Below are 23,463 nucleotides of genomic sequence, written 5' to 3' on the forward strand. Positions count from 1 at the left end.
CCTCGCTCTACGCGAAATCGCGCGGCAAGCGCAGCGAATCCATCGCTCAGAACGCCTTCTTCCAAGCGCCGGCGTACGCGATCTCCGCGAGCGCCGCGCGTTGACGCGGCGCCTTCTCGCGTTCGCGCAGGACCGGGTCCAGTTTGTCGACGTCGCCGTAATGGCCGAGCGAAATCATCGCGATCGGCTCGACGTCCTTTGGTAATTCGAAGGTGGTACGGAACGCGTTCACGTCGAAGCCGCTCATCTGGTGCGCGGCGAGGCCGAGCGCGTGCGCCTGCAGCACCAGCGCCATTGCCGCCGCGCCGGCGTCGTAGAACGCGCAGCGGTTTACGTCGCCCTTGTTGGTCAGTGTGTGCGCGGTCACCGCGATCAGCACTGGCGCGGGCGCATTCCAGCCCTGGTTGAACGGCACTAGCGTGGCGAAAGCCTTCTTGAATGCGACTTCGTCGACGCTGCGATCGAATACGACAAAACGCCAAGGCTGCGCGTTATATGAAGACGGCGCCCAGCGCGCCGCTTCGAGCACGGCTCGCAACTGATCGCGGCTCACCGGCTCGCTCGAATACGCGCGAGGGCTCCAGCGGCCTGCAATCAGCTCGTGAATGGCAACTTCGGTTGAGGCGGGTTTGGTGGCCATGCGCTTCTCTCGGTAGAAATTCATGATCGTCGGGCGGCTGCCCGAGGCCACATAGCATAACGGGCTTTCGGTGCGCGCTCCAAGTTGCGGCGCGGCGCTATGCGTGCTGGCTGAGAAAATGCGCACGGCCCCGTTATGAGGCCGTGCGTCGGTGCTTCGCTGACGGTGAATCCGCGCGGCTCGCGAGGGCGCCTCAGATTGCCTGCGGCGTCGGCACCTTGGCAGGGCGGTTGATGCGCAGCACGATCACCGCGGCGATCAGACACAAGCCGCCGGAAATCATCGATGCGACCGTGTAGGTGCCAAGACTCGCGCGCAGCATGCCCGCGCCGAGCGCCGCGAACGCCGCGCCGAGCTGGTGGCCCGCGACCACCCAGCCGAACACGATCGGCGCCGATTCCTTGCCGTAGACGTCGGTCGCAAGACGCACGGTCGGCGGCACGGTGGCGATCCAGTCGAGGCCGTAGAACACCGCGAACAACGGCAGTCCGAAAAAGTCGATGCCGAACGCGTGCGGCAGATACATCAGCGACAGCCCCCGCAGCCCGTAATACCAGAACAGCAGCACGCGGCTATTGAAGCGGTCCGACAGCCAGCCCGACATCGTCGTGCCGAACAGGTCGAACACGCCCATCGCCGCGAGCAACGACGCGCCCTGCACTTCGGTCATCCCGTAGTCGCCGCACATCGCGATCAGATGGGTGCCGACATAGCCATTGGTGCTCGCGCCGCAAATGAAGAAGCTGAAGAACAGCAGCCAGAAGTCGCGCGTTTTGCTCGCCGACGCGAGCGTGCCGAATGCGATCGCGAGCGGATTCTGCCTGGTGACGGTCGTCGTGATGGGCGCGTCATGCGGTTCGCCGTACGGGCGCAGCTGCATGCTGGCCGGATGCTCGGGCAGCAGGAACGCGACGAGCGGAATCACGACGCCCGCCGCGAGCGCGACGACCCACACGACCTGTCGCCAGCCGTAATGCTCGGCGATGGCCGCGAGCAGCGGCAGAAACACCAACTGGCCGGTCGCCGAGCTGGCGGTCAGGATACCCATCACGAGACCGCGGCGCGTCGTGAACCAGCGCGTCACGACCGTCGCCGACAGCGACAGCGCCGCTACTCCGGTCGAGCCGCCGACCATCACGCCCCAGATCAGCACCATTTGCCACGAATGCGTCATCAGCGACGACAGGGCGACACCCGCAGCCATGGTGCCCAGCGCGCTCAGCAGCGTCGGGCGCACACCGAAGCGCTGCATCGCGGCGGCCGCGAACGGCCCCATCAACCCGTACAGCGCGATGTTCACCGAGATCGCGAGCGAAATCGTCGCGCGGCTCCAGCCGAATTGGTGCTCAAGCGGCACCATCATCACGCTCGGTGTCGCTCGCGTACCCGCAGCCGCGAGCAACACCAGGAACACCACGGCGACGGTCAACCAGCCGTAGTGGAAACGCCCGCCTATCAGTCGCGCAGCCCAGTTCATTGGTTCTCCCATCGACGCGGCCCCGGTGGCCGCGCCGTTCGTATCATTACGGCCTCGGTGAATGACTTGTGACAGATCGGTCACAATAGTGTTGCGATCTTAGTTACTGGTCGGTAACATGTCAAGGCGTCAATCTCATTCGGGTGACTTGCCATGTCCGACAGCGAAACCCCCAAGCCCGCTCCTACTCGTGCGCGGCGCGCGCGCGGCGCGCAGACCGCCGGGCCGCAGGCGCAGCTGCATCTGCTGCGCGCGGCCAGCGAGTTGTTCTATCGCGAGGGCGTGCGCACGGTCGGCGTCGATGCGGTGGTCGAGCGCGCGGGCGTGAACAAGATGAGTCTGTACCGGCAGTTTTCGTCGAAGGACGAGCTCGTGATGGCGTATCTGGAACAGAAGGACGAGCAGTTCTTCCGCTACCTCGAGAAGAGCTTCGCGAAGCATCCGGGCGAGCCGGCGAAGCAGCTTCGGCAGTTCTTCGACGACCTCGCAGTGCGCGCCTCGGTCGACGATTACCGCGGCTGCCCGTTCGTGAATGTGTCGGTGGAGTTTTCGGATACCGCGCATCCGGCGCGGCGGTTCGTGTTCCGCAACAAGCAGCGCTTGATGGCGCGCCTCGTCGAACTGTCGACGGCGGCCGGCGCCGGCGATCCGCAAGCGCTGGCCGATGGGCTCGGTCTGCTGATCGAGGGCGTGTACGCGGCGAGCCAGACTTACGGGCCGGGCTGCGGGCCGATCCTTGCCGCGCCGAAAGTCGCCGCGCAGTTGATTGCGGCCGCTTGCGCGGAGAAGCCGGTTCGCTGAGCCAGTCCGTCAGCTGGGTCCTTTAGAATTGCGCGTTTTCCCGTCACATCCGTCCGCCATGCCGCTGCCCGCCGAATCCCACGATGCCGTTATCGCCGCGACCCGTCATTGGCTGATGGAGGCCGTGATCGGCCTGAACCTGTGTCCGTTCGCGAAGGCCGTGCATGTGAGGGGGCAGATTCGCTATTCGGTCAGCGAAGCGGACACGCTCGAAGCGGTGCTGACCGACCTGGAAGCCGAGCTGCAGACCCTCGTCGCCGCCGACCCCGCCGCCATCGACACGACGTTGCTGATCCTGCCGCGCGCGTTCGACGACTTTCTCGGCTTCAACGACTGCCTTTTCTTCGCCGACCGGCTCGTCCGGCAGCTACGGCTCGAAGGCGTCATCCAGATCGCGAGCTTTCATCCGCATTACCAGTTCGAAGGCAGCGAGCCCGACGATATCGAAAACTACACGAACCGGGCGCCCTATCCGATCTTGCATCTGCTGCGGGAAGACAGCATCGAGCGAGCCGTGCAGGCCTTTCCCGACGCGGAAGAGATCTACGAGCGCAATCAGGAAACGCTGCGGCGCATTGGCCTCGCGGGCTGGGATGCGTTGATGAAGCGCTAACTGAAGCGCCGGGCCGCGCCTCAGGCCGGCACGAAAAATCGCTCCTTCAGCGCATCGAGCCCGAGCGCGTCGAGCACTTCGCCGAGCCGCTCAGCGGGCCGGCGCCGCGGCAGGTCCTTGTACTGCGCGATGATCAACTCGTTTTTCATCGAGTGTTCCCAGCCGACCAGCTCGGTCACGCTGACCTGATAGCCATGCGCTTCGAGCTGCAGGCAGCGCAGCACGTTCGTGATCTGGCTGCCGAATTCGCGCGTGTGCAGCGGATGCCGCCAGATTTCCGTCAGCGCGGTCTTCAGAGCCTTGCCCTTGTTCTGCCGCAGCACGCCGGCTACCTCGGCCTGGCAGCACGGCACGACGACGATGTACTTCGCGTGCTTTTCGAGTGCGAAACGGATCGCGTCGTCGGTGGCGGTATTGCACGCGTGCAGCGCGGTCACGATGTCGATTTCGGCGGGCAACCGAGTCGACGTGATCGACTCCGCCACCGACAGATTCAGAAACGACATCCCCTTGAAGCCGAGCCGCGCCGCCAGCTCTTCGGACTTCGTCACCAGCTCTTCGCGCGTTTCAATGCCGTAAATGTGCGAAGCCCCACCAGCGACGTCCTGAAACTCCTTGAAAAACAGGTCGTACAGGATAAAACCGAGGTATGACTTGCCCGCGCCGTGATCGACGAGCGTCAGCGCCCCCTGCTGGTCCTTCAGGTCCTTGAGTAGCGGCTCGATGAACTGGAACAGATGGTAGACCTGCTTCAGCTTGCGACGGCTGTCCTGATTCATCTTGCCGTCGCGCGTGAGGATGTGGAGCTCTTTGAGCAGTTCGACGGACTGGTTGGGACGGATTTCGTGGGTTTTGCCGGACATCGTATGGGTCGCCATCAATTGCAGTGCGAACGTGCGACAGATGACGGAAAAAGAGAAAGGTTGCTGCCAGTTTACCCAAAGTGCAGCAATCCCAGCCAGTACGCCGCCCGGACCACGCGAGACAGGCGGTCGACTGGGAACACTTCCTGCTCGAAAAGCGTTGCGCGGAAGTGTCTCGAGAATGGCTGAAAACAGCTTGAGCGCCGGCTGAGAAAACAGGAGGCTGTCCGGCCGTGCAACCGGACACGCGAACCGGATGCATGTGGGGAGAGCGGTCCCGCAACAAGGGCCGAACATTACGTAACCAGCAGCGGCCGGCTTTGCAACGGGTCGCGCGCTCGGATGATCACAGAAGAGGCGGCAATGGATACGGTACCCAACGGAAATGTCGAACAGAAGTTTCAGGAAATGCTGGCGAAGCTCACCGCCGCGCCGGCGTGGTCGGAGAAACAGCAACTCGAGCTGGAGATGGCTCGCGACATCTCCACGGAAATGCTGCGGCTCGCCGAAGTCATGCGCGACGGCAACGTCGACCTCGAGACCTGCCTGACGATGCTCAAGTATGCCAAGGTGCTCGACTTCGTGATGACGACGCTCGCGTCGCGACGCGACATCAAGCCGCAGACGTTGCGGGTGATCTTCAAGCTCGCCGGGCTGAAGGTCGATGAGGCGTATCCGGGTTAGCGCGTCGGCATCCTGGTTAGATTGGCTTGGTATCGCGTTTCTCGTGTCACCACAAGACTGCTGCAACACGCCCGCGTCGCGGGCGGCTGGATGCCGCTCGCGACGCGGGCTTCCACACTCCCTGCCACGGGTGTCTCAAGCGTGCGGCGCCTCGACGGGCGGCGTTCCCTCATGAAATAGTGTCTTCAACTGCTCGCGCAGCTCCGGCGAATCCGCGTGCTTGTGAACGCTGACGGCATGCTGGACCGCGGCTTCGAGCAGTTCGCCGTCGCTGTCGGCGGATAGCGCGACAGTGCAGTTCGTTTCGCTCGGAAACTCGCGACAGTCGATATATTTGCGGGTCATGGCAATCTCCTTGAACCTGATGATCGACCCTTCCACCGATTCGACAGGCGATGCGCCTCGGCTGCCGGCGCGCGGCAGTGAAGCGCACCGCGGCGGCTGCGTCGGAAGTGACGTGATTGGGGATTAACGCGAGAAACGACGCGAACGGCGACTGATGGAAGGTGTTTGAAAAGTATAGGTCGCGTGCGGCGCGAGCCAAGCGGTGAACGCGATGCGCAACGGCCGGGAGAAAGACTGAATCCAGTATTTTCCGGTCTGGGGCAATCGAGCCCGGTCGCCGGGCCGAATAGCCGCCTATTTGCCAGTACCGAGCACAGTTCGACGGAGTTTGTCGACGTTTGCCGCGCGCCGCGCGCGGTGTGACAATAGCGCCCTTCGCACCGCATATCCGCTCGGTCACCGCGGCGCACCGCCTTTTCTCCCCCGTTGATCCGCTGAACCGCATGTCATTCCCGCTCAATTCCGCCCGCGTCGCCGTGATCGGCGGCGGCCCCGCCGGCCTGATGGCCGCCGAGACGCTTGCCCGGCGCGGCGTGCAAGTCCATGTATATGACGCGAAGCCGTCGGTCGGCCGCAAATTCCTGATGGCGGGCAAAGGCGGCATGAACATCACGCATTCGGAAGCCCTCACGCCGTTTCTCGAGCGCTACGGCTCGCGCCGCGAGCGCATCGCGCCATTACTCGACGCGTTCGGTCCCGACGCGCTGCGCGCATGGTTGCGCGAGTTGGGCGTCGAGACGTTCGTCGGCAGTTCGGGGCGCGTATTTCCGTCCGACATGAAGGCCGCGCCGATGCTGCGCGCGTGGCTGCATCGGCTGCGCGAAGCGGGTGTGCAGTTTCATATGCGTCACAAGTGGAGCGGCTGGGCGTCAACATCCGAAGACGGCGCCGCCCACGCGTTGCGCTTCGACACGCCCGACGGCGAGCAGACGGTCAGCTGCGACGCGGTCGTGTTCGCGCTCGGGGGCGCCAGTTGGCCGCGTCTCGGCTCCGACGCTGCGTGGGTGCCGCTGATGACGTCGCGCGACGTGCCGGTGACGCCGCTGCGTCCCGCGAACTGCGGCTTCGACGCGGACTGGAGCCCGTATCTGCGCGAGCGTTTCGCGGGTCAGCCGATCAAGACGGTCGCGATTTCCCTCACCGGCGTAGACGGAAAAGTCCACAATCGACAAGGTGAAATACTTTTGACCGAAACGGGCCTCGAAGGGAGCCTGATTTACGCGTTGTCGGCGCCGATCCGCGAGCGAATTCTCGCCGGCGGCGAGATCACGATCGCGCTGGATCTCGCGCCAGGCTTGCCGCTCGAGCGAGTCGTTGAGGAAGTGACGCGGCCGCGCGGCTCACGCTCGATCGCGAGCCATCTGCACGGGCGAATCGGAATCGGCGGGGTCAAGCTGGCGTTGTTGCACGAGATTCTGTCGAAAGAAGCATTCGCCGATGCGCGCGGCCTCGCCCACGCGATCAAGGCGCTGCCGATGCGACTGCTGCGCGCGCGACCGATCGAGGAAGCGATCAGTACGGCGGGCGGAATCCGGTTCGAGGCGTTGGACGCGCATCTGATGATCGACCGGATGCCCGGCGCATTCTGCGCGGGCGAAATGCTCGATTGGGAGGCGCCGACTGGTGGTTATCTGCTGACCGCCTGCTTTGCCAGCGGGCTGGTCGCTGGCCGGGGCGCATGCGCGTATCTGGAAGCGCACGGCACGTCGGCGTGACGCGCGCAGTCGCCAATCACCGCACCTTGAGCCGCCACAACGACGTGACCTCGGCCGCTCGCGCAACATACAACGGATCGTTCTGATCGCTAGCCTTCGGATGCCGTGGACGAATGTCCTCGCGTCCCACGACACTGAGCCCCGCGTGCTCGATCGCCGCGAGTAGCCACTCGCGCGTACGCAGCCCAAGGTGCTCGGCGAAATCCGAAATGATCAGCCAGCCCTCGCCGCCCTGCGTCAGATGATCGGCGAGGCCGTTCAGGAAGCCGACCAGCATGCGGCTGTCCGGATCGTAGACCGCGTATTCGAGCGGCGACGCGGGCCGCGCCGGCACCCACGGCGGATTGCAGACGACGAGCGGTGCGCGACCGTCCGGAAACAGATCGGCCTGCACGATCTCGACCTGCTCGGCGAAACCAAGTCGTGCGAGATTTTCACGAGCACACGCAAGCGCGCGCGCATCCTGGTCTGTCGCGACGATCTTGCGCACGCCGCGTTTGGCCAGCAGCGCGGCCAGCACGCCAGTGCCGGTGCCGATATCGAACGCGAGGTCCAGCGACGGCAGCGGCGTGCGCGCGACCAGATCGACGTACTCGCCGCGCACCGGTGAGAACACACCGTAGTGCGGATGGATGCGCTCGCCGAGCGCCGCAATCTCGACGCCCTTCTTGCGCCATTCGTGCGCGCCGATCAAACCGAGCAACTCGCGCAACGACACGACCGACGCGTCACCGGTCGCCGGTCCATAAGCTTCGATGCAGGCCTGCCGCACGTCGGGGGCGCGATGCAGCGGAATGGTGTAGTCGGCATCGAGCGGAATCAGGATCATGCCGAGCGTGCGCGCGCGCTGCGACTGCGCCTGCCGATGCAGGTTGAACGCGTCGAGCGGTGTCGCTCCCTGCTTGCGCGGCTTGCGTTCGAGCCGGCGCGTGACGGCCTGCAGCAGTTGGCGCGCGTTCTGGAAGTCGCCGCGCCACAGCAGCGCGGTGCCTTCGCAGGCGAGGCGGTAGGCTGAATCGGCGGTGGTGCGGTCGTCGGCGACGACGACGCGCTTCGGTGGCGGCACGGCCGCCTCGGAACGCCAGCGTGCGGTGCACGGGCCGTCGGCTTCTGGCCAGGTGAGAGTTGCGGGGCTGGTCATGGTGCAATGGAGTCGATGTGACGTCGCCGGCGACGTGGACCGCGGCAGCGGACCGGATCTTCGGCGGCTGCCCGCCCTCCCGGGCGACGCCCGAATAGTACCGTACCGCCGCCGTGCGGATCCGCGACGCGGCATGGATTGGTGACGGTGATGAGGTGAGTCTAGACGCAGCGAAAGTAGACAATAATATCCACAATCGACAAGGTGAAAGAGATATCGTAATTTTTGAGCCATCGCGCGGCCCACCTCACGCTGCCCCTCGCACGTTTTGACGTGCGTGAAACCCTCGTCGCAAGCGAGCCTGGCCAAGGCTTCGGTGATCGGCATCAGAAACGATCCGGCCGATTTCCACCGAAAAAAGAAAAACCCCGCCAAAGCGTGTGCTTCGACGGGGTTTTCTAGCATTTCCAGTTACTGCTGATAAAGCAATCTGGTGCCGGCTGCAGGACTCGAACCCGCCACCTCATGATTACAAGTCAAGCGCTCTACCTGATGAGCTAAGCCGGCATGAGGCCGTGATTCTACTTCATTTCACGATCTTAAGGCGAGCCCTTCCGCCGCCTTTCGAGCCATCGTCGTCGGGCTGCGGTTTGTCGTCGGCGTCGGTGGCCACGGCCGGGTCGGCTGGGGCGGTTTCGACGGCGCGCGGAGCCGCCGGCGTGTCAGCTTCGTCCGCGGCATCCGCGCCCGAATCCTGAGCCTCGCCGCCCGCCGATTCGACCGGGAACGCCATACCCTGGCCGTTTTCGCGCGCGTAGATCGCGAGGATATTGGCGACCGGCACCTCGATCTTGTGCGACTTGCCGGAGAAGCGCGCGTTGAACTCGATCCACTCGTTGCCCATCTGCAACTGGCTGGTCGCCTCGAAGCTGATGTTCAACACGATTTCGTTGTCGCGCACGAACTGACGGGGCACGCGCGTCTGATTGTCGACGCGGACCGCGATATGCGGTGTGTAGCCGTTATCCGTGCACCACTCGTAGAGCGCGCGCAACAGATAAGGCTTCGTGGAAATCTCTTGCATCAGCAGTCCTCTTGCGGGCGCGGACGTCGCATCGAAGCGATGCGGCGTCCGCGCTCCAAAGCCAAACTCAACGACGCATCACCTTTTCCGACGGCGTCAGCGCTTCGATATAAGCCGGGCGGCTGAAAATGCGCTCGGCGTACTTCATCAGCGGCGCGGCGTTCTTCGACAGCTCGATACCATAGTGGTCAAGGCGCCAAAGCAGCGGTGCGATCGCGACGTCGAGCATCGAGAACTCTTCGCCGAGCATGTACTTGTTCTTCAGGAAGATCGGCGCGAGCTGCGTCAGGCGATCGCGGATCGCGAGGCGCGCCTTCTCGTGATTCTTCTCCGCTGCCTTGCCCTTCTCATTTTCGAGCGTGCCGACGTGAACGAACAGCTCTTTCTCGAAGTTGAGCAGGAACAGGCGGGCACGCGCGCGCTGGACCGGATCGGCCGGCATCAGCTGCGGGTGCGGGAAGCGCTCGTCGATGTACTCGTTGATGATGTTCGATTCGTACAGAATCAGGTCCCGTTCGACGAGAATCGGCACCTGACCATACGGATTCATCACGGCGATGTCTTCCGGCTTGTTGAACAGGTCGACGTCGCGGATCTCGAAGTCCATGCCCTTTTCGAACAACACCAGCCGGCAACGCTGGGAGAACGGGCAAGTAGTGCCGGAATACAGAACCATCATGTTTACGTTTCCTCAAAAAGCTGAAGGGCCAGCGCGCGGAAAAACCGTTCAGCAGGTTTTTCCTGGCGCCGGCCCCACGCCATGTAACGGCGTGATTATTTGATATGTTTCCAGTACGCGGCGTTCAGTCGCCAGGCGAAAAAGCTCAGGATACCGAGGAACAACAGCACCCACACGCCAAGTTGCCTGCGGGTTTGCTGCGTCGGTTCGGACATCCATGACAGGTACGACACGAGGTCGGCCACAGCAGAATCATAATCTACCGGCGACATCGTCCCCGGAGTCAGTTGCTGGAAGCCGAGGAATTTGTGTACTTTTTCGCCGGTTTTTTCGTCGGTTTCGTCGCCGAATTTCGCCGCACGCTGCCCCTGAAGCTGCCACAGCACGTGAGGCATGCTCACGTTTTGGTACACCAGATTGTTCCAGCCGGTCGGCCGCGTATCGTCTCGGTAAAAACTCCGCAGATACGTGTAAAGCCAGTCCGTGCCGCGCGCCCGCGCCTCCACCGACAGGTCCGGCGGCGTCGCCCCAAACCACCCTTTCGCGTCCTCCGGGCGCATCGCCACGGTCATCGTGTTGCCGACCTTGTCGGTGGTGAACAGCAGGTTCGCCTGGATTTCGTTCGGCGTGATGCCGAGATCGGTCAGGCGGTTGTAGCGCATCAGGTTCGCGCTGTGGCAATTCAGGCAGTAGTTTACAAACAATTGCGCGCCGTGCTGCAAAGAAGCGAAATTGTTCGTGTTGTCCGGGGCGCGATCGAGCGGGAAATTCTCGTCCGCGTGAACCGGAGCGGCCAACAGCGCAAGCACGGTCGCGCCGACCAGCGCGCACATCGAAAGCAGTTTTTTCATCTTCATGTTCTCCTGGCTCGCGATTAGTGAGGCTTGAACCGCACCCGCTCGGGCGGCTGCTTGAACTTGCCAAGCCGCGTCCAGAAGGGCATGCCGAGGAAAAACGCGAAGTAGATCAGCGCGCAGATCTGGGCGATCAGCGTCGCGGCCGGCGATGGCGGTCGCGTGCCGAGGAAGCCGAGCGTCAGGAACGCGATCACGAAGATCCCGAAGAAAACCTTGTGGAAGAACGGCCGGTAGCGGATAGACCTGACCGGCGACCGGTCCAGCCACGGCAGGAAGAACAGCGAAATCACCGCGCTGCCCATCACCACGACGCCCCAGAACTTCGATTCGGTGAACACCATCGCGACGATCACCAGCACCGCAAGCACCGGCAGACCGAGCTTCCACTTGCCGCGCGCGCGCACGAGCGCCAGCAACCCGAGTAGCGCGATGACGATCATCAGCACGATCTTGAATGGATCGGTGGTGGCGCGCAGCATCGCATAAAAGGCGGTGAAGTACCACACAGGCGCAATTTCCGGCGGCGTCTGCAACGGATTCGCGGGGATGAAGTTGTTGGCTTCAAGGAAGTACCCACCCATTTCCGGCGCGAAGAAGATGATCGCGGCGAAGATCAACAGGAAGATCGCCACGCCCATGAAGTCGTGCACCGAGTAGTACGGGTGGAACGGAATGCCGTCGAGCGGCACGCCATCCGGGCCCTTCTTGGCCTTGATCTCAATGCCGTCCGGGTTGTTCGAGCCGACTTCGTGCAGCGCGACCAGGTGCGCGATCACGAGGCCGACCAGCACCAGCGGAATCGCGATCACGTGGAACGCGAAGAAGCGGTTCAGCGTGACGTCGGACACGACGTAGTCGCCGCGAATCCACAGCGACAGATCCGGCCCGATGAACGGAATCGCCGAGAACAGGTTCACGATCACCTGCGCGCCCCAGAACGACATCTGCCCCCACGGCAGCAGATAGCCGAAGAACGCCTCGGCCATCAGGCTCAGGAAGATCAGGCAGCCGAAAATCCACACGAGCTCGCGCGGCTTGCGGTACGAGCCGTACATGAGCCCGCGGAACATGTGCAGATACACGACGACGAAAAACATCGACGCACCCGTCGAGTGCATGTAGCGGATCAGCCAGCCCCACGGCACCTCGCGCATGATGTACTCGACCGACGAGAACGCGAGCGTCGCGTCGGGCTTGTAGTTCATCGTCAGGAATATGCCGGTGACGATCTGGTTGACCAGCACCAGCAACGCAAGCGAACCGAAGAAGTACCAGAAGTTGAAGTTCTTCGGCGCGTAGTACTCGGAAACGTGCTTCTTCCACGTGGCAGTCATCGGGAAGCGCTGGTCGATCCAACCAGCCAGCCCGGTCGTCTCTACTTCGTGTTCGCTCGCCATTACGCTTCTCCTTTTTCGTCCTTCCCGATCACAAGGGCCGTCGCCGACGTGAACATGAAGCGCGGGATGTCGAGGTTCTGCGGAGCGGGTTTGTTCTTGAAGACGCGGCCGGCCATGTCGTAGGTCGAACCGTGGCACGGGCACAGGAAGCCGCCGGGCCAGTCGTCGGGGAGATTCGGCTGCGGGCCTTCCTGGAAGCGCGGCGTCGGCGTGCAGCCCAGATGCGTGCAAACGGCAACAGCGACGAGCAGATGCTTGTTCTCGGCGCGTGAACGGAATTCGTTGTTGCAGTAGTCCGGCAGCGGCATCGAGAACGGATTCAGCGAGTGGGGGTCCGCTACCTGGCTGTCGGCTTTTTGAACATCGGCGAGCATGCGGTCCGTGCGGTTGATGATCCACACTGGCTTGCCACGCCAGGCGACCGTCATCATGTCGCCGGGCTTCAGACCACTGATATCGACCTCGACCGGGGCACCTGCGGCCTTGGCCTTTTCGGATGGTGCAAACGAACTAACAAAGGGTACGACAACGGCAACACCTCCTATGCCGCCTGCTACGGTCGTCGCTACCAGCCAGTTACGGCGGCTGCCATCGACGCGTTCCTCTTCTTTGTCTCGCATTACACGCCCCACTTCTGAGTTGGATTTTTCCTTCACGTCGCTTCTACCGCCGCTAGTTTGCTCGAATGGAGTCGCCATTTACAAGGGCCGATTGCCAAAAACCGTGCGAAGCCCTTGATAACTCAGGGTTTGTCCGTACCGATCGCAAACTTTTTCGCACCTCCTTTTAAGTGCCTTCTGCGGTATTCCTGCTTTGTTCTTCGTTAATGCAATTCGCAATTCAAACGGGATTGGGGATATCGATAAACAGATGTTCGATATCGAACGATTCGGACAGATGCTTGCCCACCGCCTGCACGCCGAAGCGCTCGGTCGCGTGGTGGCCAGCAGCCAGAAACGCGACGCCGCTTTCCGCCGCCGTATGCATCACCGACTCCGATACCTCGCCGGTCACGTAGACGTCGACACCCGCGTTGATCGCCGCGTCGAACATGCCTTGCGCGGCGCCCGTGCACCAGCCGACGCGGCGCAGTTCCATATCCGGATCGCCGAACACGAGCGGCGTGCGGCCCAGCGTCTGCTCGATTTCCGCGGTGAGGTGCGACAGCGTGATCGGCATCGGCAGCGTAGCGAGCCAGCCGAGATCGTTGTCACCGAAACGCGCGTCGCTGATCCAGCCCATCTTCTCGCCGATCTGCGCGTTGTTGCCGAACTCGGGATGATCGTCGAGCGGCAGATGGTAGGCGAACAGGTTCAGGTCGTTGGCGAGCAGCAGCTTCAAACGAGCATGTTTGCGGCCGGTTATCTGCGGTGCCTCGTTGCGCCAGAAGTAGCCGTGATGGACCAGCACGGCGTCCGCGCCCCAGTCGAGCGCGGACTCCAGGAAGGCCACCGACGCGGTCACGCCGGTCGCGAGTTTGTTGATCCGGCGGCGTCCTTCGACCTGCAATCCGTTCGGGCAATAGTCCTTGAAGCGCGCGGTTTCAAGGAGATTGTTCAAGTACAATTCAAGTTCAATCCGATCCATATAGACCTCTAGTCTTCAGATGCTTAGACGCTTCTGGCTGTTATTTGCCCAAGCGGTGACGGTGCTGTTGGCGCTGATGTTCATCATTGCGACCCTCAAACCGCATTGGCTGCAGCGTCAAGGACAATTCGGCAGACAACTCGCCGAACCGATCGTCGCGCTGCGGGAAGTGGCGCCGGGCATCGGCACTGGCCATGCCGAGACGTCCTATGCCGAAGCGGCGCAAAAGGCCATGCCCGCGGTCGTCAACGTGTTCTCCAGCAAGGATGGCTCGCTGCCTCCCGACCCGCGCGCCAAAGATCCGCTGTTCCGCTACTTCTTCGGCGACAGGAACAATCGCAAGCAGCAGGAGCAGCCTGCCTCGAATCTCGGCTCAGGCGTGATAGTGAGTTCGGAAGGTTACATTCTAACGAACCAGCACGTCGTCGACGGCGCCGATCAGATCGAAATCGCGCTCGCCGATGGCCGCACCGCCAGCGCGAAGGTCATCGGCATCGACCCCGAAACCGATCTGGCCGTGCTCAAGGTCAATATGACCAATCTGCCCACCATCACGCTCGGCCGGATGGACCAGACCCGCGTCGGCGACGTCGTGCTCGCGATCGGCAATCCGTTCGGCGTCGGGCAGACCGTGACGATGGGCATCGTCAGCGCGCTCGGCCGCAACCATCTCGGCATCAATACGTTCGAAAACTTCATCCAGACCGACGCCCCGATCAACCCCGGCAACTCGGGCGGTGCGCTCGTCGACGTGAACGGCAACCTGCTCGGCATCAACACCGCCATCTACTCCCGCTCGGGCGGCTCGCTCGGCATCGGCTTCGCGATTCCGGTGTCGACCGCGCGCAGCGTGCTCGAGAGCATCATTACGACCGGAACGGTCACGCGCGGCTGGATCGGCGTCGAACCGCAGGACGTAACGCCGGAAATCGCGGAGTCGTTCGGGCTCGATCAGAAGTCGGGCGCGATTGTCGCGGGCGTGCTGAAAAGCGGCCCGGCCGACCGCGCGGGCATCAAGCCCGGCGACATCCTGACGAGCGTAAACGGCCAGGCGATCACCGATACCACGCGTCTGTTGAACGTGATCGCGCAGATCAAGCCCGGTACGGCGGCGAAAGTGCATCTGGTGCGCAAAGGTCATCAGATCGATCTCGACGTGAAGATCGGCAAACGCCCGCCGCCGCCGAAACAGACGGAAGACGACAACGGCGGCGGCGATCAGCCGGATGACGAAGGCGGCTGAAGCTAATGCCGCGATTCCACGCAATGAATAAGGGCAGTCCGCAATGAACTGCCCTTTTTCATTTAACGCCCGGCACTGACTCGCGACACCTCAACTGGACGGCGGCGGACTCGCATCCTCCACGACCACCGGCTGCTTGCCGACGATCAACCGCGCCGCGACGATGCCAGCTTCATACAGCAGAATCAGCGGAACCGCGAGGATCAACTGCGAAAACACGTCCGGCGGCGTTACGACGGCCGACACCACGAACGCGCCGACGATCACATACGGCCGGATCTCCTTCAGCTTCTTCAGCGTCACCACGTTCATCCGCACCAGCAGCACGACGACGATCGGCACCTCGAACGTGACGCCGAACGCGATGAACATCGTCAGCACGAAGCTCAGGTAATTGTTGATATCGGTTGTCATTTCCGCGCCGAGCGGCGCGTTGTAGTGCGCCATCACGCGGAAAATGGTCGGAAACACGACGAAGTACGCGAACGCCATGCCGCATAGGAACAGCGTGTAACTGCTCGCGACCAGCGGCGCGACCAGCTTCTTCTCGTGCTGATAGAGCCCGGGCGCAACGAACGCCCAAATCTGGTACAGCACGACCGGCAGCGCGATCACGAAGGCGACCAGCATCGTCACCTTCATCGGCACGAAGAACGAGCCGGTGACGTCTGTGACGATCATCTTGCCGTCCTTCGGCAGATTCATCATCAGCGGACGGGCGAGCAGTTTGAAGATGTCCGGCGCCCAGTACACGAGCCCGATGAACACGACGACGACGGCGAGCCCCGCACGGATGATCCGATCACGCAGTTCGACGAGGTGGGAAATGAAGGTCTCTTCAGTGCCTTCGTTCTGGGATTGCTGGGGGTCGCTCACACCGGCCCTCGGTTAGAGATTGTCGATCTGAACATCAGAAGAACCGCGTCGGACGACGCAGGTTGGCAGGCGTGTGCCGCGCAACGCGCGCGGCGCCCGACTGCACGCGCGTGCGCCGCAGGCTCGCTCGCTTGTACCAGGTGGGCGTGGCGCTCTGCTGGACGCGCCAGGTCTTGCGTTTGGGCGCGGCGGCCGGCGTACTGACCGGCCACGAGGTGGCACCCGCGCTGCCGCTGGCCCCGCTGCCGGCGTCTTCGAGCGCGCCGCCGGCGATGCTCGGCGACACCGACGTACCGCTATTCCATGCTTCGTTCAGTTCATTCTCGTGCTTGCGCAGATTGTCCTGAACCGCCGTTTCGACATTGCTCGCGGCCTTCTCGAACTCGGTCTTCATGCGCCGCAATTCGTCGAGCTCGATTTCGCGCGTGACTTCGGCCTTAACGTCGTTGATGTACCGCTGTGCGCGGCCGAACAGCGCGCCGGCCGTGCGGGCGACACGCGGCAGGCGCTCAGGCCCGAGGACGACCAGCGCGACGACGCCGATCAGCGCCATCTTGGTTAGACCGAGGTCCAGCATGAAGTGGAATGTCCGTCAGAAACGCGGGAACGGCGCGAAGGCCGTGACTTAGCGGTAATCGCTCGATTGCTGCGTCTTTTCCTTCGCTTCGACGTCCACCGCGCCGTTGCGCGGCAGCTCGCGCTGCTGCTGTTGCGCGTCGGCCGACGACGAATCGGCTTCCTTCACGCCTTCCTTGAAGCCCTTCACGGCGCCGCCCAGATCGCTGCCGATGTTGCGCAGCTTCTTCGTGCCGAACACGAGCGCGACGATCAACAGAACGATCAACCAATGCCAAATACTCAACGAACCCATGACTACTCTCCTTAACCCCGGCGCCGCATCTCGATGCGGCCAATTTGCATAACCTGAAGCGCGTGCGCTTCATCTCCATATATCTCTACGTTACCGCAGGCTGCACCGCCTCGCTCGCAATGCGGCCAACGTCTCTACGCCTGTCATTGTGGCCACACGATCGCGTCGACGTTATTACACAGCGGTAAAAACAACGGCAGCGCTATTGTCCTCGACCAAAACTCGCGGCGGTGCGCACTTGCCACGCATCGCGCATGAACCGGCGCTCAGCCCATGCGTTGCCAGGGACGCGGTCCCGCGAGAATGTGCGCGTGCAGGTGATACACCTCCTGACCGCCGCCCGGACCGGTATTGATTACCGTGCGAAAGCCCGTTTCGCCGCCGTTATACGCGACCCCCAATTGTTCGGCCAGTCGCGCGGCCAGGATAAGCATTCTACCAAGCAGAGGCGCGTCGCTTTCCGTGCAGTTCGACAGCGTTGCAATGTGCTTGCGAGGAATCACCAGCACATGCGTTTCGGCCGCCGGACGGATGTCGCGGAAGGCGACGAACTCGTCGTCTTCGTGGACCCTGGTCGACGGGATTTCGCCAGCGGCAATCTTGCAGAAAAGGCAGTTCGGATCGTGACTCATCGTTTTCCTGACGCGGTATGACTTAGGCGAGCGAAGCCGCCCGCGCCGAAGTTCGATCCGAAAGCCGGCCCGCCCATACGGACCGGCTAGCGTTCAGACCCAACTGGCCGGATTCGCGAACGGCTTGTTATCGTACAGATACAGCCAGCCTTTGATAATACGGTACAACATCCATATGCTGACTGCCCACAGCACCGGAATGCCGATCACGACGAGCAGCAGCAACGCGCCGATCGCGTAACCGACGAGGCCCAGCCAGAACGTGCGGATCTGCCATTCGAAGTGCGCTTCGTACGGCGTACCGGCCACGTCCGACCGTTTGACGTAGTTGATGATGATCGCGATCAGAATGGTGAGCCCGCCGGTCAGCCAGTGGACCGCATACAGCGCGTACAGCACGTGCGTGAGCGTGCGCAGGCTGCGCTCGCGCTCAGGCTCCATCGCGTGGCGGTAGACCGGCGGCGGATAGCTTCCTTGCGGCTGTTCCATGCTTGCGTCCTCCCGGAGGTGCGGTTACCGCTATATTGGTGGCGCGCGCGACTTCAAGCGGAAACGCCAGATTTCCGCTCCGGCTGCTCAGTCGCCGTTTTCCTCGCGCTCGCGGCTCTTGCGCAGCGCCTTTTCCTCGATGCCCGACAGGCCTTCGCGACGCTCGAGTTCGGCGATCACGTCGGCGGGGCTCAGATCGAAATGCGACAACATCACGAGGCAGTGGAACCACAGGTCCGCAACCTCGCCGACCAGCGCCTTCGGTGCGCCGCCCTGGCGCACGTCCTTCGCGGCCAGCACGACTTCGGTGGCTTCTTCGCCGATCTTTTTCAGCACCGCGTCGTCGCCCTTGTGGAACAGGCGCGATACATACGAGATGTCCGGATCGCCGCCTTTGCGGCTGTCGATCACCGCCGCGAGGCGCAGCAGCGTGTCGAGCGTGGAAGCCGTGGCGGGCGACGGGTTTTGCGTGGATTGCGTCATTTGTAGATGTGTTCGGGGTCTTTCAGCACGGGATCGACGGCCTGCCAGTCGCCGTCGTCCACCGAGCCTTCGAATTTCTGGAAAAAGCACGAGTGGCGGCCGGTGTGGCACGCGATGCCCGATACCTGCTCGACTTTCAGCAGCACGACGTCTTCGTCGCAATCGAGTCGCACTTCATGCACATGCTGCACGTGGCCCGACTCCTCACCCTTGAACCACAGGCGCTGGCGCGAGCGCGAGAAATACACCGCGCGGCCGGTCTCGACGGTCTTCGCGAGAGCCTCGCGGTTCATCCACGCGAACATCAGCACGTCGCTCGTCGACGCTTCCTGCGCGATCACCGGCACGAGGCCGTTCGCGTCCCACTTGACTTTGTCGAGCCAGTTCACTGCCGAGGGATTCATCACGTCACAACCTCACCGAAATGCCCTGGTCGGCCATGAAGCGCTTGGCCTCGCCGACCGTGTGTTCGCCATAGTGGAAGATGCTCGCGGCGAGCACCGCGTCAGCGTGACCGCTCTTGATGCCGTCGGCGAGATGCTGCAGATTGCCGACGCCGCCCGAGGCGATCACCGGCACCGGCACCGCGTCCGACACCGCGCGCGTGAGCGCAAGGTCGAAGCCGCTCCTGGTGCCGTCGCGATCCATGCTGGTCAGCAGGATTTCGCCCGCGCCCAACTCGGCCATCTTGCGCGCCCATTCGACCGCATCGAGACCGGTGGCCCTGCGGCCGCCGTGCGTGAACACTTCCCAGCGCGGCGTTTCGCCGTCGGCCGACACGCGCTTCGCATCGATCGCGACGACGATGCACTGCGAGCCGTATTTGGCGGTCGCGTCCTTCACGAGTTGCGGATTCGCTACCGCCGACGAATTCATGCTGATCTTGTCGGCGCCCGCGTTCAGCAGGCGCCGCACGTCTTCGACCGCGCGCACGCCGCCGCCGACCGTCAGCGGAATGAACACCTGCGAAGCGACCGCCTCGATGATCGGCAGAATCAGGTCGCGCTGATCCGAGGTCGCGGTGATGTCGAGGAACGTCAGTTCGTCGGCGCCCTGATCGTCGTAACGGCGCGCGATTTCGACCGGGTCGCCCGCGTCGCGCAGTTCGACGAAGTTGACTCCCTTGACCACGCGGCCCGCGGTGACGTCGAGACAGGGGATGATGCGTTTAGCTAGAGCCATGATCGTGCAATTCTGCCTATACCGCTGATGAGGCCGCTCGCTTGCGAGCAAGCGGCACGGTGCCGGCGCGAGCGGTTGCGTCGCGCCGCGAGTGAGGTGCCGGCCGGAAGCTGGCGAGGTTCCGGGCGCTTAATCGTGCGACGCGCGTTACAGGCAAGCCATCGGTCGAGCGAGTGCCGCAAGCCGAGGTGAGCGCAACGCCGGCGGCGAGCGCAACCTGCCCAGCACGCGCGGCCGACGCCGTGCTTAAGCGTCGTCGGCTTCGCGCAGCTTGTCCGCGAGCGTCTGCGCGGCCGCGAAGTCGAGGTCGCCCGAATAGATCGCGCGGCCGCAGATTACGCCCTCGATGCCCTCGCCTTCGACTTCGCACAGCGATTCGATGTCCGCGAGGTTCGACAGGCCGCCGCTCGCGATCACCGGAATCTTGACCGCGCGCGCAAGGCGCACCGTCGCTTCGATATTGATGCCTTGCAGCATGCCGTCACGGCCGATGTCGGTGTAGATGATCGACTCGCAGCCGTAGTCCTCGAACTTGCGCGCGAGGTCGGCCACTTCGTGACCGGTCAGCTTGCTCCAGCCGTCGGTGGCGACCTTGCCGTCTTTCGCGTCGAGACCAACGATGATGTGACCGCCGAACGCGGTGCACGCGTCCTGCAGAAAGCCGGGGTTCTTCACCGCGGCCGTGCCGATGATCACGTACGACAAACCGTCGTCCAGATAGCGCTCGATCGTGTTCAGGTCGCGGATCCCACCGCCCAGCTGAACCGGAATCGCGCCGCCCACTTCATCGACTATCGCCCGGATTGCATCGCCGTTCTTCGGCTTGCCGGCGAACGCGCCATTCAGATCGACGAGATGCAGACGACGCGCGCCGCGGTCGACCCAATGTCGGGCCATTGCCGCCGGTTCCTCGGAGAAAATCGTCGCCTGGTCCATATCGCCCTGTTTGAGGCGTACACACTGACCATCTTTCAGGTCGATGGCGGGAATCAGCAGCATAGCAATCGGGTGTTATCTGGGAGTGGATTGAAGGTCGGCGGCAGCGGCTGGCGAGTCAGCCCGCCGCAATACCGTCTCGCTAGTTTAGTACAACTCGTTCGGCGCTCCAGTGGGGCGCCGGTCGGATGCGGAACCGCTGCACCGCGCGACGCGCGCGCGGCAACGGGATGAAAAAAGGCGTTCACGGGTTCCAGTGCACGAAGTTGCGATACACGCGCAAACCCGCCTCGGCGCTCTTTTCAGGGTGGAATTGGGTGGCAAAGATGTTATCCCGCGCTACCGCCGAGGTAAAGGCCACGCCGTAGACCGTTTCGCCCGACGTATGCGCCGGGTTGTCCGGCACCACGTAGTAGCTGTGCACGAAGTAGAAGAACGCGTTGTCGGCGACACCGTCCCACAGCGGATGCGGCTGCGCCTGACGCACGCGGTTCCAGCCCATCTGCGGGACCTTGAAGCGCGAGCCGTCGTCCTGCACCTGGCCTTCGAGCTCGAAGCGCACCACCTTGCCGGGCAACAGACCCAGACCCGGCGTGTCGCCCTCGGCGCTCCAGTCGAACAGCATCTGCTCGCCGACGCACACACCCATCAGCGGCTTACTGCGCGACGCCTCGACGACCGCTTCCTGCAAACCGGACGCGCCGAGACTGCGCATGCAGTCGGGCATCGCACCTTGGCCCGGCAGCACCACGCGGTCGGCCGAGCGGATCGCTTCCGGACGATCGACGATCGCCACGTCCGCTTCCGGCGCCGCTCTACGCAGTGCCTGGGCAACCGAGCGCAGGTTGCCCATTCCGTAATCCACAATCGCTATCGAAGTTTTCATTTCAAGTTTGGCCGCTCTGCCCTCGATCCATCGTTGCCGCCGCGCGGCGTCAAACGACGTGCCGGCAAATGCGGTCCTGCCCGATGAGTCGCTTGAAGGTGAGTGGCCTGAAGACGTTGGAGGCGGTGAAACCCGTGTTAAAGCCTGCTACGGCCATTACGTTAGAGGCTGCCCTTGGTCGACGGAATCTGTCCGGCCGCGCGCTCGTCGAGTTCGACGGCCATGCGCAACGCACGCCCGAATGCCTTGAATACCGTTTCGAGCTGATGGTGCGCGTTGATGCCGCGCAGGTTGTCGATGTGCAGCGTTACGCCGGCATGGTTCACGAAGCCGCGGAAGAATTCAATCGACAGGTCGACGTCGAACGTGCCGATGCGCGCGCGCGTGAACGGCACGTGAAATTCGAGGCCCGGACGGCCGGAAAAATCGATCACGACGCGCGACAGCGCTTCATCGAGCGGCACGTAGGAATGGCCGTAGCGGCGGATGCCCTTGCGATCGCCGATCGCCTTCGCGACGGCCTGGCCGAGCGTGATGCCGGTGTCTTCGACCGTGTGATGGTCGTCGATATGCAGGTCGCCATGCGCTTCGATCTCGAGGTCGAACAACCCGTGGCGGGCGATCTGGTCGAGCATGTGGTCCAGGAACGGCACACCGGTGGCCAGCTTCTGCTGGCCGGTGCCGTCCAGGTTGATCTTCACACGGATCTGCGTTTCGCTGGTGTTGCGAACGACTTCCGCAAGGCGCATGGCAATTCCTCGAATCTGGCTTAAAAGCGCTAGTAATTTGGGGTGGACAAACTGGCGGGCTGCTCAGTGCAGCCGTTCAACGCAGCGGCTCAGTGCCGCCGCTCAATGCGGCGGGTTACCGCAACACGAGTTTCAGGCCGGCGAGCAACTGGGCGTTCTCGTTCGGCGAACCGACGGTCAAACGCACGCAATTGGCCAGCAATGGATGCATTTTACTCACGTTTTTGATCAGAATCCGCGCCGTTAGCAGGGTCTCGAACAATACCGACGCATCGGGCACCCGCACGAGCAGGAAGTTGCCCGCGCTAGTGAACACTTCGGCGCCCGGCAGCGCCGCCACCGCCTGCGCGAGTTTCTCGCGTTCGTCGCGCAATTGCGCGGCCTGCGCATCGAGCACGCCGATGTGGTCCAGCAGGAAATCAGCGGCGGCCTGCGTCAGCACATTGGTGTTGTACGGCGGGCGAACCTTGTCGAACTCGGTCAGCCACGCGGGCTTGCCGACCAGGTAACCGAGGCGAATGCCGGCGAGGCCCAGCTTCGACACCGTGCGCATCACGACGACGTTGTCGAACTGGTCGGCGCGCGGCAGCCAGCTCTTCTGCGCAAACGGCTGATACGCCTCATCGATCACGACGAGGCTCTTGCCCGCCGCGGCGATGATGCGCTCGATTTCGGCGTCATCGAACAGCGTGCCGGTCGGGTTGTTCGGATACGCGAGATAGATGATCGCCGGTTCATGCTCGGCGATCGCCGCGAGCATCGCGTCGGTATCGAGCGTGAAGTCGGCTTTGAGCAGCACACCGACGAATTCGAGATGCGCCAGCTTCGCCGACATCTGATACATGACGAAGCCCGGCACCGGCGCGAGCACCTTCGCGCCCGGCTTCGCGCACGCGACCGACATGATGCTGATGATTTCATCCGAGCCATTGCCGAGCAGCACGTCGCACCCCGCCGGCACGCCCATCACGTGACGAATGCGCTCGATCAACTGCTCGGGGCGCGGCGCCGGATAACGATTCAGCGTGACGCCGGCCAGACGCTGGCCGAGATGCGCGGCAAGTTCCGACGGCAGCGGAAACGGATTTTCCATCGCGTCGAGCTTGATGAAGCCGGTGGCATCCGGAACCGGATAGCTCGTCATTGCGAGCACGTCGCTGCGGATGATGTCTTGAGGTGTCGTCATAGGTTCGGGGGCCGGGCCGGGCGAAAGACGCCGGGTCGGCGTCGTCAGCGCGGGGCGCTGGGGTTGGTCTCTGTCGTCGTTATTGAACGGGGCGGGTGGGCTCGATA

The 23,463-nt window shown here is 63.2% G+C and carries 28 protein-coding genes and 1 tRNA gene; 5 read left to right on the forward strand and 24 right to left on the reverse strand.

Annotated elements, in window-relative coordinates; all coding sequences use genetic code 11:
* Positions 1 to 46: 46 nt before the first annotated feature.
* Positions 47 to 640 (reverse strand): nitroreductase family protein, encoded by a 594-nt coding sequence (locus tag HDG39_RS23780; protein ID WP_018420095.1) that lies wholly within the window; start codon positions 638 to 640, stop codon positions 47 to 49.
* A gap of 193 nt (positions 641 to 833) precedes the next feature.
* Complete coding sequence (locus HDG39_RS23785) at positions 834 to 2,117, reverse strand: MFS transporter (RefSeq protein WP_184009160.1); 1,284 nt, start codon at positions 2,115 to 2,117, stop codon at positions 834 to 836.
* A 153-nt stretch (positions 2,118 to 2,270) separates the two neighbouring features.
* On the opposite strand from HDG39_RS23785, the gene HDG39_RS23790 reads away from it, so the two are divergent.
* Positions 2,271 to 2,918: a TetR/AcrR family transcriptional regulator gene (locus HDG39_RS23790; protein WP_184009162.1), complete on the forward strand. Its 648-nt coding sequence runs from the start codon at positions 2,271 to 2,273 to the stop codon at positions 2,916 to 2,918.
* Positions 2,919 to 2,976: 58 nt separating this feature from the next.
* A complete protein-coding gene (locus HDG39_RS23795; RefSeq protein WP_184009164.1) occupies positions 2,977 to 3,531 on the forward strand; it encodes a DUF1415 domain-containing protein in 555 nt (184 codons plus the stop codon).
* Between the two features lie 20 nt (positions 3,532 to 3,551).
* Here the strand turns inward: HDG39_RS23795 and HDG39_RS23800 are convergent, their stop codons facing one another.
* Positions 3,552 to 4,394, reverse strand: a complete 843-nt coding sequence (locus tag HDG39_RS23800) for a class I SAM-dependent methyltransferase (RefSeq protein ID WP_184009166.1) — start codon at positions 4,392 to 4,394, stop codon at positions 3,552 to 3,554.
* 363 nt (positions 4,395 to 4,757) lie between these two features.
* Between HDG39_RS23800 and HDG39_RS23805 the strand changes: the two genes are divergently transcribed.
* Complete coding sequence (locus HDG39_RS23805) at positions 4,758 to 5,078, forward strand: type II toxin-antitoxin system HicA family toxin (protein ID WP_026225718.1); 321 nt, start codon at positions 4,758 to 4,760, stop codon at positions 5,076 to 5,078.
* Positions 5,079 to 5,213: 135 nt separating this feature from the next.
* Here HDG39_RS23805 and HDG39_RS23810 read toward each other — a convergent pair whose 3' ends face one another.
* The gene (locus tag HDG39_RS23810) at positions 5,214 to 5,423 is read right to left on the reverse strand and encodes a DUF1059 domain-containing protein (RefSeq protein ID WP_018420089.1); all 210 of its coding nucleotides are present in this window, start codon (positions 5,421 to 5,423) and stop codon (positions 5,214 to 5,216) included.
* Positions 5,424 to 5,866: 443 nt separating this feature from the next.
* Here HDG39_RS23810 and HDG39_RS23815 point away from each other — a divergent pair, with 443 nt between their 5' ends.
* Positions 5,867 to 7,138, forward strand: a complete 1,272-nt coding sequence (locus HDG39_RS23815; RefSeq protein WP_184009168.1) for a TIGR03862 family flavoprotein — start codon at positions 5,867 to 5,869, stop codon at positions 7,136 to 7,138.
* A gap of 16 nt (positions 7,139 to 7,154) precedes the next feature.
* On the opposite strand, the gene HDG39_RS23820 is transcribed toward HDG39_RS23815, so the two are convergent.
* From HDG39_RS23820 to HDG39_RS23855, 8 genes are all read right to left on the reverse strand, one after another.
* Positions 7,155 to 8,279, reverse strand: a complete 1,125-nt coding sequence (locus HDG39_RS23820) for a methyltransferase (protein WP_184009170.1) — start codon at positions 8,277 to 8,279, stop codon at positions 7,155 to 7,157.
* A gap of 431 nt (positions 8,280 to 8,710) precedes the next feature.
* Positions 8,711 to 8,786 (reverse strand) — tRNA-Thr (locus HDG39_RS23825).
* 19 nt (positions 8,787 to 8,805) lie between these two features.
* Entirely contained in the window at positions 8,806 to 9,303 is a 498-nt protein-coding gene (locus HDG39_RS23830) for a ClpXP protease specificity-enhancing factor (protein WP_184009172.1), read from the reverse strand.
* A gap of 67 nt (positions 9,304 to 9,370) precedes the next feature.
* On the reverse strand, positions 9,371 to 9,982 hold the full coding sequence (locus HDG39_RS23835) for a glutathione S-transferase N-terminal domain-containing protein (protein WP_006052302.1): 612 nt from the start codon (positions 9,980 to 9,982) through the stop codon (positions 9,371 to 9,373).
* 95 nt (positions 9,983 to 10,077) lie between these two features.
* Positions 10,078 to 10,833, reverse strand: a complete 756-nt coding sequence (locus HDG39_RS23840; RefSeq protein WP_026225716.1) for a cytochrome c1 — start codon at positions 10,831 to 10,833, stop codon at positions 10,078 to 10,080.
* Between the two features lie 23 nt (positions 10,834 to 10,856).
* Entirely contained in the window at positions 10,857 to 12,236 is a 1,380-nt protein-coding gene (locus tag HDG39_RS23845; RefSeq protein WP_184009174.1) for a cytochrome b, read from the reverse strand.
* A complete protein-coding gene (gene petA, locus HDG39_RS23850; RefSeq protein ID WP_090802072.1) occupies positions 12,236 to 12,856 on the reverse strand; it encodes a ubiquinol-cytochrome c reductase iron-sulfur subunit in 621 nt (206 codons plus the stop codon). The genes HDG39_RS23845 and petA overlap by 1 nt, the downstream gene beginning before the upstream one ends.
* Positions 12,857 to 13,076: 220 nt before the next feature.
* Entirely contained in the window at positions 13,077 to 13,823 is a 747-nt protein-coding gene (locus HDG39_RS23855; protein WP_184009176.1) for a Nif3-like dinuclear metal center hexameric protein, read from the reverse strand.
* A 19-nt stretch (positions 13,824 to 13,842) separates the two neighbouring features.
* Here HDG39_RS23855 and HDG39_RS23860 point away from each other — a divergent pair, with 19 nt between their 5' ends.
* Positions 13,843 to 15,066 (forward strand): Do family serine endopeptidase, encoded by a 1,224-nt coding sequence (locus HDG39_RS23860; RefSeq protein ID WP_018420079.1) that lies wholly within the window; start codon positions 13,843 to 13,845, stop codon positions 15,064 to 15,066.
* 90 nt (positions 15,067 to 15,156) lie between these two features.
* On the opposite strand, the gene tatC is transcribed toward HDG39_RS23860, so the two are convergent.
* The 12 genes from tatC to hisC all read right to left on the reverse strand — a co-directional run bounded on the left by tatC (position 15,157) and on the right by hisC (position 23,356).
* Entirely contained in the window at positions 15,157 to 15,942 is a 786-nt protein-coding gene (gene tatC, locus HDG39_RS23865; protein ID WP_018420078.1) for a twin-arginine translocase subunit TatC, read from the reverse strand.
* 34 nt (positions 15,943 to 15,976) lie between these two features.
* Positions 15,977 to 16,519, reverse strand: a complete 543-nt coding sequence (gene tatB, locus HDG39_RS23870; protein ID WP_090802078.1) for a Sec-independent protein translocase protein TatB — start codon at positions 16,517 to 16,519, stop codon at positions 15,977 to 15,979.
* Positions 16,520 to 16,567: 48 nt separating this feature from the next.
* Positions 16,568 to 16,813: a Sec-independent protein translocase subunit TatA gene (gene tatA, locus HDG39_RS23875; RefSeq protein WP_018420076.1), complete on the reverse strand. Its 246-nt coding sequence runs from the start codon at positions 16,811 to 16,813 to the stop codon at positions 16,568 to 16,570.
* Between the two features lie 266 nt (positions 16,814 to 17,079).
* Positions 17,080 to 17,445: a histidine triad nucleotide-binding protein gene (locus HDG39_RS23880; protein WP_018420075.1), complete on the reverse strand. Its 366-nt coding sequence runs from the start codon at positions 17,443 to 17,445 to the stop codon at positions 17,080 to 17,082.
* Between the two features lie 93 nt (positions 17,446 to 17,538).
* A complete protein-coding gene (locus HDG39_RS23885; protein WP_184009178.1) occupies positions 17,539 to 17,934 on the reverse strand; it encodes a DUF4870 family protein in 396 nt (131 codons plus the stop codon).
* Positions 17,935 to 18,021: 87 nt separating this feature from the next.
* The gene (locus HDG39_RS23890) at positions 18,022 to 18,417 is read right to left on the reverse strand and encodes a phosphoribosyl-ATP diphosphatase (RefSeq protein WP_184009180.1); all 396 of its coding nucleotides are present in this window, start codon (positions 18,415 to 18,417) and stop codon (positions 18,022 to 18,024) included.
* Positions 18,414 to 18,821, reverse strand: coding sequence for a phosphoribosyl-AMP cyclohydrolase (gene hisI / locus HDG39_RS23895; protein ID WP_018420072.1), 408 nt, complete (start codon positions 18,819 to 18,821; stop codon positions 18,414 to 18,416). The genes HDG39_RS23890 and hisI overlap by 4 nt, the downstream gene beginning before the upstream one ends.
* Before the next feature lie 4 nt (positions 18,822 to 18,825).
* Positions 18,826 to 19,599 carry an imidazole glycerol phosphate synthase subunit HisF gene (gene hisF / locus HDG39_RS23900; RefSeq protein WP_184009182.1) on the reverse strand — a complete coding sequence of 258 codons (774 nt, stop codon included), beginning with the start codon at positions 19,597 to 19,599 and terminating at the stop codon, positions 18,826 to 18,828.
* A 246-nt stretch (positions 19,600 to 19,845) separates the two neighbouring features.
* Positions 19,846 to 20,598, reverse strand: a complete 753-nt coding sequence (gene hisA / locus HDG39_RS23905; protein WP_018420070.1) for a 1-(5-phosphoribosyl)-5-[(5-phosphoribosylamino)methylideneamino]imidazole-4-carboxamide isomerase — start codon at positions 20,596 to 20,598, stop codon at positions 19,846 to 19,848.
* Positions 20,599 to 20,779: 181 nt separating this feature from the next.
* A complete protein-coding gene (gene hisH / locus HDG39_RS23910) occupies positions 20,780 to 21,421 on the reverse strand; it encodes an imidazole glycerol phosphate synthase subunit HisH (RefSeq protein ID WP_184009184.1) in 642 nt (213 codons plus the stop codon).
* Between the two features lie 161 nt (positions 21,422 to 21,582).
* Positions 21,583 to 22,170 (reverse strand): imidazoleglycerol-phosphate dehydratase HisB, encoded by a 588-nt coding sequence (hisB, locus tag HDG39_RS23915; protein WP_013090696.1) that lies wholly within the window; start codon positions 22,168 to 22,170, stop codon positions 21,583 to 21,585.
* A gap of 115 nt (positions 22,171 to 22,285) precedes the next feature.
* On the reverse strand, positions 22,286 to 23,356 hold the full coding sequence (gene hisC, locus HDG39_RS23920; protein ID WP_184009186.1) for a histidinol-phosphate transaminase: 1,071 nt from the start codon (positions 23,354 to 23,356) through the stop codon (positions 22,286 to 22,288).
* Positions 23,357 to 23,463 lie beyond the last annotated feature (107 nt).

The organism is Paraburkholderia lebeckiae, assembly GCF_014201005.1.
GTDB lineage: Bacteria > Pseudomonadota > Gammaproteobacteria > Burkholderiales > Burkholderiaceae > Paraburkholderia > Paraburkholderia tuberum.

Coding starts and splice junctions, on each gene's coding strand:
- hisH (WP_184009184.1), bottom strand. CDS start 21,421: ATGAAAACTTCGATAGCGATTGTGGATTACGGAATGGGCAACCTGCGC.
- HDG39_RS23800 (WP_184009166.1), bottom strand. CDS start 4,394: ATGTCCGGCAAAACCCACGAAATCCGTCCCAACCAGTCCGTCGAACTG.
- hisB (WP_013090696.1), bottom strand. CDS start 22,170: ATGCGCCTTGCGGAAGTCGTTCGCAACACCAGCGAAACGCAGATCCGT.
- hisI (WP_018420072.1), bottom strand. CDS start 18,821: ATGAATCCCTCGGCAGTGAACTGGCTCGACAAAGTCAAGTGGGACGCG.
- HDG39_RS23815 (WP_184009168.1), top strand. CDS start 5,867: ATGTCATTCCCGCTCAATTCCGCCCGCGTCGCCGTGATCGGCGGCGGC.
- HDG39_RS23795 (WP_184009164.1), top strand. CDS start 2,977: ATGCCGCTGCCCGCCGAATCCCACGATGCCGTTATCGCCGCGACCCGT.
- HDG39_RS23805 (WP_026225718.1), top strand. CDS start 4,758: ATGGATACGGTACCCAACGGAAATGTCGAACAGAAGTTTCAGGAAATG.
- HDG39_RS23890 (WP_184009180.1), bottom strand. CDS start 18,417: ATGACGCAATCCACGCAAAACCCGTCGCCCGCCACGGCTTCCACGCTC.
- HDG39_RS23845 (WP_184009174.1), bottom strand. CDS start 12,236: ATGGCGAGCGAACACGAAGTAGAGACGACCGGGCTGGCTGGTTGGATC.
- HDG39_RS23780 (WP_018420095.1), bottom strand. CDS start 640: ATGGCCACCAAACCCGCCTCAACCGAAGTTGCCATTCACGAGCTGATT.
- HDG39_RS23790 (WP_184009162.1), top strand. CDS start 2,271: ATGTCCGACAGCGAAACCCCCAAGCCCGCTCCTACTCGTGCGCGGCGC.
- tatA (WP_018420076.1), bottom strand. CDS start 16,813: ATGGGTTCGTTGAGTATTTGGCATTGGTTGATCGTTCTGTTGATCGTC.
- HDG39_RS23880 (WP_018420075.1), bottom strand. CDS start 17,445: ATGAGTCACGATCCGAACTGCCTTTTCTGCAAGATTGCCGCTGGCGAA.
- tatB (WP_090802078.1), bottom strand. CDS start 16,519: ATGCTGGACCTCGGTCTAACCAAGATGGCGCTGATCGGCGTCGTCGCG.
- HDG39_RS23855 (WP_184009176.1), bottom strand. CDS start 13,823: ATGGATCGGATTGAACTTGAATTGTACTTGAACAATCTCCTTGAAACC.
- HDG39_RS23840 (WP_026225716.1), bottom strand. CDS start 10,833: ATGAAAAAACTGCTTTCGATGTGCGCGCTGGTCGGCGCGACCGTGCTT.
- petA (WP_090802072.1), bottom strand. CDS start 12,856: ATGCGAGACAAAGAAGAGGAACGCGTCGATGGCAGCCGCCGTAACTGG.
- HDG39_RS23885 (WP_184009178.1), bottom strand. CDS start 17,934: ATGGAACAGCCGCAAGGAAGCTATCCGCCGCCGGTCTACCGCCACGCG.
- hisC (WP_184009186.1), bottom strand. CDS start 23,356: ATGACGACACCTCAAGACATCATCCGCAGCGACGTGCTCGCAATGACG.
- HDG39_RS23830 (WP_184009172.1), bottom strand. CDS start 9,303: ATGCAAGAGATTTCCACGAAGCCTTATCTGTTGCGCGCGCTCTACGAG.
- HDG39_RS23785 (WP_184009160.1), bottom strand. CDS start 2,117: ATGAACTGGGCTGCGCGACTGATAGGCGGGCGTTTCCACTACGGCTGG.
- hisF (WP_184009182.1), bottom strand. CDS start 19,599: ATGGCTCTAGCTAAACGCATCATCCCCTGTCTCGACGTCACCGCGGGC.
- HDG39_RS23820 (WP_184009170.1), bottom strand. CDS start 8,279: ATGACCAGCCCCGCAACTCTCACCTGGCCAGAAGCCGACGGCCCGTGC.
- hisA (WP_018420070.1), bottom strand. CDS start 20,598: ATGCTGCTGATTCCCGCCATCGACCTGAAAGATGGTCAGTGTGTACGC.
- HDG39_RS23835 (WP_006052302.1), bottom strand. CDS start 9,982: ATGATGGTTCTGTATTCCGGCACTACTTGCCCGTTCTCCCAGCGTTGC.
- HDG39_RS23860 (WP_018420079.1), top strand. CDS start 13,843: ATGCTTAGACGCTTCTGGCTGTTATTTGCCCAAGCGGTGACGGTGCTG.
- HDG39_RS23810 (WP_018420089.1), bottom strand. CDS start 5,423: ATGACCCGCAAATATATCGACTGTCGCGAGTTTCCGAGCGAAACGAAC.